This is a genomic window from Serratia sp. BW106, assembly GCF_002607755.1.
Classification (GTDB): Bacteria; Pseudomonadota; Gammaproteobacteria; order Enterobacterales; family Enterobacteriaceae; genus Serratia; species Serratia proteamaculans.
Genome location: NZ_MCGS01000008.1, coordinates 75584 through 88308, shown reverse-complemented (window position 1 = coordinate 88308; position 12725 = coordinate 75584). Strand labels below are relative to the sequence as shown.

The following is a 12725-nucleotide window of genomic DNA, read 5'->3' as shown; positions in this document are numbered from 1 at the left end:
AGCCATTATTGGGGCAAAGGATCCAGTTTCTTGCCGCGACGGAACTTCATCTGCAGCCGGTCAAAATACAGGTAAATCACCGGGGTGGTGTACAGCGTCAACAGTTGGCTGACGATCAGGCCGCCTGCGATGGTGATACCGAGCGGCTGGCGCAGTTCGGCGCCGTCACCGTGGGTCAGTACCAACGGCAATGCACCGAACAGCGCCGCCAGCGTGGTCATCATGATAGGTCTGAAGCGCAGCAGGCATGCCTGGAAAATGGCGTCTCGCGCACTAATGCCGCCGTTGCGCTGCGCATCCAGGGCAAAGTCGACCATCATGATGGCGTTTTTCTTCACAATACCGATCAACAACATAATGCCAATCAGCGCAATCAGGCTGAACGGCGCGCCAAACAGCTCCAGCGCCAGCAGCGCCCCCACGCCGGCAGAGGGCAGGGTGGACAGAATGGTCAGCGGGTGAATATAGCTTTCGTAGAGAATGCCAAGCACGATATACACCGTGGCGATGGCGGCGGCGATCAGCAGCAACTGGGATTTCAGCGTTTCCTGGAACACCTGTGCGGTACCGGCGAAGGCACCGCGTACGGTGGCGGGGACGCCGAGTGCCGTTATGGTACGTTCCACGGCGGCGGTGGCATCGGACAGGCTGCCGCCATCCGGCAGGTTAAACGAGATGGTCGAGGCGGCCGACAGCCCCTGATGGTTAACCGACAGCGGTGCATTGGCCGGTTGCCAACGGGCGAAGTAGGACAGGGGAATAGCCTTGCCGTCCTTGTTGATCACGAACATCTTGTCCAGCGAACTGACGTCCTGGGTATAGGGCGGCGCCACTTCCATCACCACTTTGTACTGATTGAGCGGCTGATAGATGGTCGAAATCTGGCGCTGACCGAAGGCGTTGTTCAGCAGGTTGTTGGCGTCAGAGACCGAAATACCCAGCCGGGCCATGGTCTCGCGATCGTAAACCAGATCCATCTCCGACCCTTTGTCCTGCTGATCGGAGTTGACGTCTGCCAGCTCTGGCAAGGCGGCCAGTGCGGTACGGATCTTCGGTTCCCATTCACGTAACGCGGCGAGGTCATCTGCCAGCAGCGTGTACTGGTAGCTGGCGTTAGCCTGCCGACCGCCGACGCGGATATCCTGTACCGCCATCAGGAACAGGCTGGCTCCCGGCTCTTTGGCTAATTTGGCGCGCAGCCGGGCGATCACTTTTTGTGCATCATCGCTGCGTACCGACAGGGGTTTCAACGAAATAAACATCGAGCCGCTGTTGGTGCGTGACCCCCCGGTAAAGCCGGTGACGTTTTCCACATCCGGATCTTCACGCACAATCTTCATAAAATCTTCCAGCTTCACGCGCATCGCCTGGAAGGAAATGCTCTGGTCAGCCTGGATAAAGCCCATCAGCCGACCGGTATCCTGCTCCGGGAAAAAGGTTTTTGGAATGCTGACATACAGCCACACGTTGAGCGCGATGGTGGCCAAAAACACCGCCAGCACCCAGCGCGAATGGCCAAGCACCCAGCTCAGCGAGCGACCGTAGCCCTGTTGCAACGCCAACAGCATTTTACCGAAGCCGCGTACTCGCCTCTGCGAGCGCGGCGGCTGGTGGCGCAGCAGGTAGGCACACATCATCGGGGTTAGCGTCAGTGAGATAATCAACGACAAACCGATCGACACCGACAGGGTCACGGCAAACTCGCGGAACAGACGGCCCGGCAGGCCTTCCATCAGCAGCAGCGGAATAAACACCGCCACCAGCGACACGCTCATCGACAGCACGGTAAAGCCGACTTCACGCACCCCGACCAGCGCCGCGTTGACCGGCTTCATGCCGGCCTCAATGTGGCGGGAAATGTTCTCCAGCACCACGATGGCGTCGTCGACCACGAAGCCGGTAGCGATGGTCAATGCCATCAGCGACAGGTTATTCAGGCTGAAGCCGCACAGATACATGGCGGTGAAGGAACCGATCAGCGATACCGGTACGGCGACCGCCGGGATCAGCGTAGCGCGGCCGGAACGCAGGAAGATAAACACCACCAGGATCACCAGCCCAATGGCAATCACCAGCGACTGTTCTACCTCGGCCAGCGAGGCGCGAATGGTCGGCGAGCGGTCCTGGGCGATATTCAGTTGGATTGACGCCGGAATGTTGTCTTGCAGCGCGGGCAATTCGGCGCGAATACGATCGACGGTTTCAATGATGTTGGCATCTGGTGCCCGGCTGATGGCCAGAATAATCGCCGGTTTGGCATCGGTCATCCCGGCGTTGCGCACGTCCTGTACCGAGTCGTTGACCGCAGCCACATCACTCAGGCGCACCGCCGAGCCGTTGTTATAGTGAATAATCAGTGGGCGATAAGCCTCGGCAGTTTTCAACTCGTCGTTGGCCTGGAGCTGCCAGCGCTGCTGAGGATCTTCCACCGCGCCCTGCGGCCTGCGCACGTTGGCATTGCTGATGGTCTGACGCACCGCATCGAGCGATATGCCCTGATTGAACAGGGCGCTCGGGTTGAGTTCGACCCGCACCGCAGGCAGCGAACTTCCGCCGACCGAAACGTCACCCACTCCTTCAGTCTGGGCGATTTTCTGCGCCAACTGGGTAGAGGCAAAGTCGTAAAGCTGGCCCTGGCTGTAAGTATCCGAGGTCAGCGTCAGGATCATGATCGGCGCGTCGGAGGGGTTGACCTTACGGTAGCTGGGGCGGCTTGGCATGCCGGTAGGCAGCAGGCTTTGCGCCGCATTGATTGCCGCCTGTACGTCACGTGCGGCCCCGTTGATATCACGGTCGAGATCAAACTGCAGGATCACTCGCGTGCTGCCCAGTGAACTCATCGAGGTCATTTCATTGACCCCGGCAATTCGGCCCAGTGCGCGTTCCAGCGGCGTCGCCACCGATGAGGCCATGGTCTCTGGATCGGCACCCGGCAGCGAAGCGCTGATCGAAATCACCGGATAGTCGACCTGCGGCAGCGGGGAAACCGGCAGCAGGCTGAAGCTAATCACGCCGCTGATGGCGATGGCCAATGTCAGCAGCGTGGTGGCGACTGGCCGGTAGATGAACAGGGCAAAGAATTTCACGGCAGCTCCTGCGCATCCGGCTGGTGGCGAGTGTTACGCGCCAGCTTGTCAAACAGCAGGTAGATCACCGGGGTGGTGAACAGCGTCAGGATTTGGCTCATCACCAGTCCGCCGACCATACAAACCCCGAGCGGGTGACGCAGTTCCGCACCGACGCCGGTACTGAGCATCAGCGGCAGTGCGCCGAGCAACGCGGCCAGCGTGGTCATCAGGATCGGCCGGAAACGCAGCAGGCAGGCCTGATAAATCGCGTCATACGGCGTCATCCCCTGCTCACGCTCGGCGGCCAGGGCGAAGTCGATCATCATGATGGCGTTTTTCTTCACGATGCCGATCAGCAGGATGATGCCGATAATGGCGATCACGTCCAGTTCACTGCCGGCCAGCATCAGCGCCAGCAAGGCACCGACCCCGGCGGTGGGCAGAGTAGACAGAATGGTCACCGGGTGGATAAAACTCTCATACAGCACGCCCAGCACGATATACATCGCCACCACCGCCGCCAGGATCAGCCACAGGGTGCCGCCCAGCGCTGCCTGGAACGCCAGTGTCGCACCCTGGAACTGGGTGGTGATGTCTTTTGGCATATTGAGGTTTTTTTCCGCCAGGGTGATGGCATCGACCGCTTCACCGAGCGAATAATTGCCCGCCACGTTAAAGGAGATGGTGGCCGCCGGGAACTGATCCAGGTGGTTAACCGACAGCGGCCCGAAGCGCTGCTCAATTTTGGCAATGGTGCTCAGCGGTACTATGGTGCCGTTGCTGCTGGTCAGGCGGATATCATTCAGCGCCGCCAGCCCTGGCGTGCTGCTGACGTCATGTTCCAGCACTACGCGGTACTGGTTGGCCTGGGTGTAAATGGTGGAAATTAACCGCTGGCCAAAGGCGTTATACAACGCATTATCCACGTCGCTCATGCTGATGCCGAGGCGGGAAGCCGAATCGCGATCGACATTGACATAGGCGACCAGTCCCTGATCCTGCCAGTTACTGGTCACGTCCGCCAACTGCGGGGTTTGTTTCAGCTCCGCCATCAGTTGCGGTACCCACAGGCTCAGATCGTCCAGCGACATTGCCTGCAAAGTAAACTGGTATTGGGTACGGCTGACCTGGGTATCGATGGTCAGATCCTGCACCGGCTGCAGATACAGCTTCACGCCGGGGAACTGCGCGCTTTGCTGCTGCAGGCGGGTGATGATGGCCGGAATGCGGTCTGCGCGTTCGCTTAAGGGCTTGAGGTTGATCTGCAACCGGCCACTGTTGAGCGTGGCGTTGGTGCCGTCAACGCCGACAAACGACGTCAGGCTTTCCACTGCCGGGTCCTTGAGAATTTCTGCCGCCACCTGCTGTTGGCGTTCGGCCATATTGCTGAACGACACGGATTGCGGCGCTTCCAGCGTGCCCTGAATAATGCCGTTGTCCTGTACCGGGAAGAAGCCTTTTGGGATGATCAGGTACAGCAACACGGTGAGCACCAGCGTGCTGAACGCCACACCCAGGGTCAGCCAGGGATGATTCAGCACCGTTTTCAGCCATTTGCCGTAGCGGGCGATGACCCGATCAAAGAAACGCTCGGAGGCCGCGGAAAAACGGTTCTGTTTACGCAGCGATTCGTGGCTCAGCATGCGTGCGCACATCATCGGCGTTAGCGTCAGCGAAACCACGGCTGAAATCAAAATCGCCACCGCCAGCGTCACGGCAAACTCACGGAACAGTCGGCCGACGATATCGCCCATAAACAGCAGTGGGATCAGTACCGCCACCAACGAGAAGGTCAGTGAGATAATGGTGAAGCCGATTTCACCGGCGCCTTTCAACGCCGCGTCGAGCGGTTTCTCCCCCTTTTCGATGTAGCGCGAGATGTTCTCGATCACCACGATGGCGTCATCGACCACAAACCCGGTGGCAATGGTCAGCGCCATCAGCGTCAGGTTGTTGATCGAAAAATTCAGAAAGTACATGGCGGCGAAGGTACCGATCAGCGACAGCGGTACCGCGACGCTCGGAATAATGGTGGCAGGCACGTTGCGCAGGAACACGTAAATCACCATCACCACCAGCGCTACCGCCAGCAGCAGTTCGAACTGTACGTCGCTGACCGAGGCACGAATGGTGGTGGTGCGATCGGTCAGTACCTTGACGTCGACCGACTTCGGCAGGCTTTTAATCAGCGTTGGCAGCATTTCGCGGATGCTGTCGGCGGTGGTGATCACGTTCACCCCCGGCTGACGCTGAATATTCAACACAATGGCCGGTTGCTTGTTGGCCCACGCCGCCAGCCGGGTATTTTCTGCGCCCTGTTCGATGGTGGCGATATCCTGCAGGCGGATCGCCGCGCCGTTTTGGTAGGCGACAATCAGTTGGCGGTAATCGTCGGCGGACTTCATCTGATCGTTGGCGGACAGCGTGACCGAACGGGTTGGGCCATCCAGGCTGCCTTTGGCGGAGTTGACGTTGGCATTGCTGATGGCGGTGCGGATGGTTTCGCTGTCCAGGCCGTAGGCGGCGACGGCTGCCGCATTAAGCTTCACGCGTACCGCCGGTCGCTGACCGCCGGAAATCGTGACCAGCCCAACGCCGGTGACCTGCGATATTTTCTGCGCCACGCGGGTTTCCACCATGTCTTCCACCTGGGTCATCGGTATGGCGGATGAGGTTACGGCCAGCGTCAGGATCGGTGGATCGGCGGGGTTAACCTTGCTGTAAATCGGCGGGTAGGGCAGATCGCTCGGCAACAGGTTGGTGGCGGAGTTGATCGCCGCCTGCACTTCCTGTTCTGCGACGTCGAGCGGCAACTCAAGCTGGAATTGCAGCGTCACTACCGAGGCACCGCCGGAGCTTTGCGACGCCATCTGTTTCAGGCCGGACATCTGACCAAACTGGCGTTCCAGTGGGGCGGTGATGGCAGAAGTGACCACGTCCGGGCTGGCGCCAGGGTACAGCGTAACCACCTGAATGGTCGGATAGTCGACTTCCGGCAGGGCGGAAACCGGCAGGGCGCGATAGCCGATAATCCCTGCCAGCAGGATCGCTACCATCAATAATGTGGTGGCGACCGGGCGCAGAATAAACAGGCGGGATGGGCCGCCGCCGGGGTTAGGTGGCATCACCTGCATCAGGATTTCCCCTGAGCGCGCGGTGGATGGCTGGGTTTGGTGGTGGTCGCAGCCGCCTGCGGCGTGACTACTTCTACCTGCATGCCTTCAGTCAGGCGATCGATACCGTCGGTAACCACCCGATCGCCCACGTTCAGACCGGCGTTGATCACCACCTGTTGGCTGTCCTGCATGCCGGTAGTGACCAGGTGTTTGTTGACTTTGTTCTCTTCACTCAGGGTCCAGACGAAGTTGCCTTCGTTGCCCATTTGCAGCGCCGCGGTTGGGATAACGGTCGCATCATGCAAGGTTGCCACTTTCAGCCGGGCGTTAACAAACTGATTGGGGAACAGTGCGTCGTCCTCGTTGGTAAAACGCGCCTTCAGTTTGATGGTGCCGGTAGTGGTGTCGATCTGGTTATCCAGACTCAGCAGCGAACCGCTCGCCAATTGGCTTTGGTTGGTGCGATCCCAGGCTTCGACGCTGACCGGGCCGGCTTTTTGCGCCTTGATCAAATCGCTGATATTGGCTTCCGGCAGGGTGAACACCACGTCGATAGGGTGAGTCTGGGTGATCACCACAATGCCGGTAGTGCTGCCGCTGGTGATGTAATTACCGACATCCACCAGCTTCAGGCCGACGCGGCCGTCGATCGGTGCGGTGATACGGCTGTAGGTGATTTGCAGTTTGGCGCTGTCGACCGTGCCCTGATCGGCCTTGATCGCCCCTTCTGTCTGTTGCACCAAGGAAAGTTGGGTATCCAGATCCTGGCGCGAGACCAGATTGGTTTTCGCCAGTTGCTGATAACGCGCCAAATCACGCCGGGCGTTGGCGAGCGTGGCCTGATCTTTGGCCAGTTGCCCCAGCGCCTGGGTCAGTTGTACTTCAAACGGGCGTGGGTCGATTTCAACCAGCAGATCGCCGGCCTTGACCTGTTGGCCTTCGGTAAAGTGGACTGCCATCAGTTGGCCGTCAACCCGGCTGGTGACGGTCACGGTGTTGGCGGCGGTGGCGGTGCCCAGCCCGGAAAGATAGCGCGGTACCGTCTGCTGCGTAACGGTCGCGGCCTGCACCGGTGACATAGGTGCTCCGCGTCGGCCACCGGCAGCCTTGCCGCTACCTGCATGGCGTGCACCCGACGCGGCATCCGCAGCCGGTTGCGAAGCGCTGAAGTGACGCCAAATCAGCACGGCGGCAATAGCCACAATGACCACCACCAGCAGGCGCAGTATCAGTGAACGACGTGGGTTTTTTGCATTCATGGCGGCGAAAATATCTCCAAAAGGGCAGGCGTGCGGGCACTCATTGCCTCAAAAGTTACACTCCTTACAGGATACTAGTTTAGCCAGCAAAGACGGCATAAAGATGAAGGAAATATGGAGGAATCGTCAGCATCGTCCGAATAAGTTGTAGATTTGATCATGCCAGGTTTATAAGAGAGTTAAACGGGCTTATAGCCAATGCGTTTTAGCCTGCCTTCCGATTTTGCGCTAATAATTAACCTGCAAATCATTAACCCCATGGAGCATGCAATGAGCAACAGAGAACTGGGCCGTTCGGGCATCAAAGTGCCGGCATTAACCTTCGGCGGTAACGTGTTCGGCTGGACGGCGGATCGCGAAACTTCCTTCAGCCTGCTGGATGCACTGGTGGAAAATCAGCTTAATTTTATTGATACCGCCGACGTGTATTCGAGCTGGGCACCGGGCAACCAGGGCGGCGAGTCCGAAAGCACGATTGGCCAGTGGCTGAAAAAAAGCGGCAAGCGTGATCAGGTGATCATTGCCACCAAGGTCGGCAAGCCGATGGGGGAAGGGAAACAGGGGTTGTCGCCGCGCTATATCCAGCAGGCGGTCGAGGATTCACTGCGCCGTCTGCAGACCGACTATATCGACCTTTATCAGTCGCATGATGATGATCGGGATACGCCGCTGGCGGAAACCCTGGCGGCGTTCGATGCGTTAATCAAGGCCGGTAAGGTACGGGTGATCGGTGCCTCCAACTATCAGGCCGATCGTCTGGAAGAAGCGCTGAAAGTCAGTGAGCAGGAAGGGCTGGCGCGTTACGAAACCCTGCAACCGGAATATAACCTGTATGCGCGCGAAGGTTATGAGCAAGGCTTGGAAGCGGTTGCGCAGCGCCATGGTCTGGGGGTGATTAACTTCTTCTCGTTGGCCAGCGGTTTCCTGACCGGTAAATATCGCAGCGAGCAGGATATTGGCAAGAGCCAGCGTGGTGACAGAGTGATTGAGCAGTATCTTAATCCGCGTGGTTTTAAAATCCTGGCGGCGTTGGATAGCGTTGCGGCGAAACATCACACTTCACCGGCGCAGGTTTCGCTGGCCTGGTTGATGGCAAGACCGGGCATCACCGCACCGATCGTCAGCGCCACTTCGCTGAAACAGTTGGATGAGCTGATTAGTGCCACCCGACTGCGGTTGGAGGCTGAAGATATCAGCGCACTGAACCAGGCCAGCGCCTGGTAATATTTCTAACAATCAGCGGCGGGATTAGCCGTGGCGTTTTTCCCGCCAGGTTTGTTGTGCCAGCCGATACAGGACGTGTTTTTGCAACGGATGGCCTTGCGGCAGTCGGGGATGCAGGAAACTTTCGCCATGAGACATCATGCCAATGCGTTCCATTACGCGGCGTGATGGCTCGTTGCTTTCGGCGGTAAAAGACACCACTTCAGCCAAATCCAGCTGTTCGAAAGCGTAGCGCAGTGCCGCCTGGGCAGCCTCAGAGGCATAACCTTTGCCCCAGTACGCTGCCGCTAACCGCCAGCCGATTTCTACGCAGGGTGAGCAGGGCAGATCGTCCGCCGGGATCGCCAACCCGACAAAGCCGATAAAAGGCGCGCCATCTTTTTCTTCCACCGCCCACAAACCCCAACCGTTTTGCTGCATAAACTGGCGGATTTTGTCAGCCTGCGCGTAGCTTTGCTCGGCTGTCAGCGGGGCAGGGAAATAACGCATCACCTGTGGATCGGCATTGAGTGCGGCGAATGCCGGCAGGTCTTGGTCGCGCCAGGCACGTAACAGCAACCGGTCGCTTTCGAGGGGAAGTATTTCACTCATCGACTTTCCTCCAGTGAACAAAGGCGCGGCAAGCCGCGCCTTCTGGTCATTAACGGAACAGCGTTTGCGCCCAGCGTGCCAGCCCGGCGGTGACCGAGCCGAAGTCGTTGCCACCGACGATAGGAATGCCCGGCAACTGCTGTTGCAGCGCGGCGCGCAGCAGCGGTGAACGTGCGCTGCCGCCGGTGAGATAAATCACCTGTGGTGCGGTCTGGCTGCTGGCCAGCGCGGCGCTGACCTGTTCCTGAATGCGCAACAGCGGCTGCGAAATAGCCTCGGCAAGCTGATCCTGGCTGATGGTTTCCGCCAAATCAGCCTGGACGAAAGCCAGCGGTGCGCTGATGTTTTGCTGCGCAGACAGGGCGATTTTACTCTCCTCTGCCGCGCGCACCAAACGGTAGCTCAGACGTTGCTGGTGGACTTTCAGCAGGCGTTTGACCTTTTCCGGCTCGGCGGCATCGCGGATCAAATCTTGCAGCATGCGGCCATTGGCGACGCTGTAAAAGTCGTTCTGCGCCGGCACGTCGTTGGTGGCGACGGCGTTCCAGTAGGGCAGCGCGGGCAGGGCGATACCCTTTCCGGTTTCGCCGCCCATGCCGAACAGCGGCATCAGCTGTTTGAATGCCAGCATGATATCCAGATCGTTACCGCCTACGCGGCAACCGCTGTGGCCCAGCAGGCTTTGCTGGCGATCGGCGCGGTCACGCCATTGCGGCCCCATCAGCAACACTGAACAGTCGGTAGTCCCGCCGCCGATGTCTACCACCAGCACGGTTTTCTCTTCGGTCAGCGTCGCTTCGAAGTCCAGCCCTGCCGCGACCGGCTCAAACTGGAATTCAATGTCCCTGAACCCGGCACGTTCGGCTGCGCGCTGCAAAATGCCCTGCGCCTGCTGGTTGGCCTCTTCACCACCCATGCCCTGGAAGTTGATCGGGCGACCGATGACCGCCTGGCTGATGCTGTCCTGCAGAACGTTTTCCGCCTGGCGCTTGATGTGGAACATCATGGCGCACACCAGATCTTCAAACAGCGCGATCTGCTGCGGCTTCAGGCCGTTGGCACCCAGGAAGGATTTCGGTGAGCGAACAAAATACACCTCTTCCGGATCTTCAACGTAGTGCGCCAATGCCTGCAGGCCAAACAGCACGCTGTTATTCGCGACCGGAATGTCTTCCTCGCGATTGTAGTTGATCGCCCGGCGCAGCAGTTGCTGGTTCTCTTCGCTGCCGGTCGGCACCTGCCAGTGACGGTGCAAGCACTCGCTCACGGCTTCCCGCGTCGGCGCACACAGCATCGACGGTAAATAGGGTTCGTTGTTTTCCAACGTCAGCAGCTCGGGGCCGTTATCACGCATCACTGCGACGGAACAGTTGGCCGTTCCGTAATCGAATCCAATAAACATGTCTTTTCTCACTCCCCATGCCGATGAAGGGGGGCGACTTTACCCGAGACTTGCCCCCCGGGCAATGTGTGAGCGCGTAACTGACGAAAATTTTAGCGGCGAACGGGAGTGCATGCTTAACTTAATGTCCGAATCCCGCACGTCAGCGCATCAGCCGAGTCGCATAATGAACAAAAAACTGACCCCGAGCGTGGCCATGAAAAACCAACAGCAGGCGTTGTATCAGGCACTGAGTGCGCGCGATCGCAAGTTCGATGGCCGCTTCTTCGTCGGCGTTTCTTCGACCGGCATTTATTGCCGCCCGGTGTGCAGTGCCCGCACGCCGAAGATCGAGAACTGTACTTTTTACCCGAGCGCGGCGGCGGCGGAGCTGGCGGGTTTTCGCCCCTGTCTGAAGTGCCGGCCGGAGTTGGCACCGGGGCTGGCGTTGATCGACCTCGGCAATCGCTACGCCCAGGTGGCGGTACAGTTGATTGAACAAGGCTATCTGTCGGAGCACAGCTGCGAGCAACTGGCCGCGCGGCTGGGGATTTCCGATCGCCACCTGCGGCGCATTTTTGCCGATCAGTTTGGCGCCTCGCCGATTGATTATGCCCAGTCGCACCGGCTGTTACAGGCCAAACGGCTGTTGGCGGATACCGATATGCCGCTGAGTGAAGTGGCGTTTGCCGCCGGTTTTGGCAGCCTGCGACGCTTTAACGAGTTGTTCAAGGCGCGCTACCGGCTGATCCCCTCGGCGCTGCGTAGCAGCAGCGGCCGTAATGAGCGTACCGTCGCCAGCGGGTTGGTGTTTCATTTGGGCTACCGGCCACCCTATGACTGGCCGCGCATGCTGAGCTTTTTGCAAACCCGTGCGGTGAGCGGGGTGGAACGGGTTGAGGGGCAACAATATTTGCGGGCGATCGCCATTACTCAGGGCGGCATTGACTATCACGGCTGGGTCAGCGTGCAGCCGGAGGAGGCCCGCAATCGGGTGCGGGTAGAGATCGCTCCGGCGCTCAGCCGGGTAACCACGGAGGTGTTACGCCGTATCCGCCAACTGTTCGATCTGGATGCCGCACCGGATCTGATCACCCAGGCCCTGGGAGCCCTGGCCGCCGATGCGCCGGGCCTGCGGCTGCCCGGCTGCGTCAACAGTTTTGAACAGGCGACCCGGGCAGTGCTCGGGCAGTTGGTCAGCGTCAAGATGGCGGCGACCTTTGCCGGGCGCATGGCGGAACGCTGGGGAACGCCGTTGGAACAGCCCTACGCCGGCATTACCCATGTGTTCCCCAATGCTGAGCAGGTGGCACAATTGCAACCTGAGGAACTGCGTCCGCTGGGGGTGCAATTAAAACGCGCAGCGGCGCTGATCGCCATTGCACGGGCGGTCACCGAAGGGCGGTTGCAGTTGGATAACGTGCTGGATATTGAGCAGGGGATCAAGGCATTGACCGCGTTGCCGGGAATTGGCAGTTGGACGGCCAGTTATATCGCTATGCGTGCCTGGTCATGGCCGGACGTCTTTTTGGCGGGAGATTATCTGATCAAACAGCGCTTTCCGGAGATGACGCCACGCCAGATTGAAAACTATGCCGAACGCTGGCGGCCATGGCGCTCTTACGCCACGCTGCATCTGTGGCATAACGATGGCTGGGTACCCTCAACGGACACTGACGGCTAGCCGCGCTACTCTTCGGCGGCAATGCGCGCCAGCAGGCTGTCGATCCCTTCACGCATCAGGAACGTCAGGACTTTCTCGCGTTCGCTTTCGCTAAGGTGATAGTAATACTCAACCCATACCGCCAGCGGATCCTTACGTTCAACCTGATATTCTGCGGGATCTTCTTGCAGTATCAACAGGCTGCGTGCGCCGATCGGCAGGCTGTCAATGTGGTATTCCACCGCTTTGCCCTGTACGCCTTTTCGGCGGCGGCTGATCCAACCTTCGCGGCGGGCCATCAAATTGATGCCCTGTGGCGAGGAGGGCAGTCCTGCAATGCCGGTTAGCTCTCTGGCGGCAAACCACTCGTTTTTCATAGCCATTATCCCTGAGCAATCACGTTTAAAGATGGGGTGGAAATTA

At 59.2% G+C, this 12725-nt stretch carries 8 protein-coding genes; 2 read left to right on the top strand and 6 right to left on the bottom strand.

Features of this window, described 5'->3' with window-relative positions:
- Positions 1-5 precede the first annotated feature (5 nt).
- From mdtC to BEI65_RS06305, 3 genes are read right to left on the bottom strand one after another with little or no spacing between them, the layout of a single operon-like run.
- Positions 6-3086, bottom strand: coding sequence for a multidrug efflux RND transporter permease subunit MdtC (mdtC, locus tag BEI65_RS06315; protein ID WP_099062611.1), 3081 nt, complete (start codon positions 3084-3086; stop codon positions 6-8).
- Complete coding sequence (locus BEI65_RS06310; RefSeq protein WP_099062610.1) at positions 3083-6202, bottom strand: MdtB/MuxB family multidrug efflux RND transporter permease subunit; 3120 nt, start codon at positions 6200-6202, stop codon at positions 3083-3085. The genes mdtC and BEI65_RS06310 overlap by 4 nt, the downstream gene beginning before the upstream one ends.
- Positions 6202-7443 carry an MdtA/MuxA family multidrug efflux RND transporter periplasmic adaptor subunit gene (locus tag BEI65_RS06305; RefSeq protein WP_099062609.1) on the bottom strand — a complete coding sequence of 414 codons (1242 nt, stop codon included), beginning with the start codon at positions 7441-7443 and terminating at the stop codon, positions 6202-6204. Before BEI65_RS06305 ends, BEI65_RS06310 begins: the two co-directional genes overlap by 1 nt.
- Before the next feature lie 270 nt (positions 7444-7713).
- Here BEI65_RS06305 and BEI65_RS06300 point away from each other — a divergent pair, with 270 nt between their 5' ends.
- Positions 7714-8667: an aldo/keto reductase gene (locus BEI65_RS06300; protein ID WP_099062608.1), complete on the top strand. Its 954-nt coding sequence runs from the start codon at positions 7714-7716 to the stop codon at positions 8665-8667.
- Between the two features lie 24 nt (positions 8668-8691).
- Here the strand turns inward: BEI65_RS06300 and BEI65_RS06295 are convergent, their stop codons facing one another.
- Positions 8692-9258 (bottom strand): GNAT family N-acetyltransferase, encoded by a 567-nt coding sequence (locus BEI65_RS06295; RefSeq protein ID WP_099062607.1) that lies wholly within the window; start codon positions 9256-9258, stop codon positions 8692-8694.
- Between the two features lie 49 nt (positions 9259-9307).
- Entirely contained in the window at positions 9308-10660 is a 1353-nt protein-coding gene (gene yegD, locus BEI65_RS06290; RefSeq protein WP_099062606.1) for a molecular chaperone, read from the bottom strand.
- Positions 10661-10826: 166 nt separating this feature from the next.
- Here yegD and alkA point away from each other — a divergent pair, with 166 nt between their 5' ends.
- Positions 10827-12323: a DNA-3-methyladenine glycosylase 2 gene (gene alkA, locus BEI65_RS06285; RefSeq protein WP_099062605.1), complete on the top strand. Its 1497-nt coding sequence runs from the start codon at positions 10827-10829 to the stop codon at positions 12321-12323.
- Between the two features lie 5 nt (positions 12324-12328).
- On the opposite strand, the gene BEI65_RS06280 is transcribed toward alkA, so the two are convergent.
- Positions 12329-12679, bottom strand: coding sequence for a DNA-binding protein (locus BEI65_RS06280; protein ID WP_099062604.1), 351 nt, complete (start codon positions 12677-12679; stop codon positions 12329-12331).
- Between the last annotated feature and the right edge of the window lie 46 nt (positions 12680-12725).

Coding starts and splice junctions, on each gene's coding strand:
- BEI65_RS06310 (WP_099062610.1), bottom strand. CDS start 6,202: ATGCAGGTGATGCCACCTAACCCCGGCGGCGGCCCATCCCGCCTGTTT.
- BEI65_RS06305 (WP_099062609.1), bottom strand. CDS start 7,443: ATGAATGCAAAAAACCCACGTCGTTCACTGATACTGCGCCTGCTGGTG.
- BEI65_RS06300 (WP_099062608.1), top strand. CDS start 7,714: ATGAGCAACAGAGAACTGGGCCGTTCGGGCATCAAAGTGCCGGCATTA.
- BEI65_RS06295 (WP_099062607.1), bottom strand. CDS start 9,258: ATGAGTGAAATACTTCCCCTCGAAAGCGACCGGTTGCTGTTACGTGCC.
- yegD (WP_099062606.1), bottom strand. CDS start 10,660: ATGTTTATTGGATTCGATTACGGAACGGCCAACTGTTCCGTCGCAGTG.
- alkA (WP_099062605.1), top strand. CDS start 10,827: ATGAACAAAAAACTGACCCCGAGCGTGGCCATGAAAAACCAACAGCAG.
- BEI65_RS06280 (WP_099062604.1), bottom strand. CDS start 12,679: ATGAAAAACGAGTGGTTTGCCGCCAGAGAGCTAACCGGCATTGCAGGA.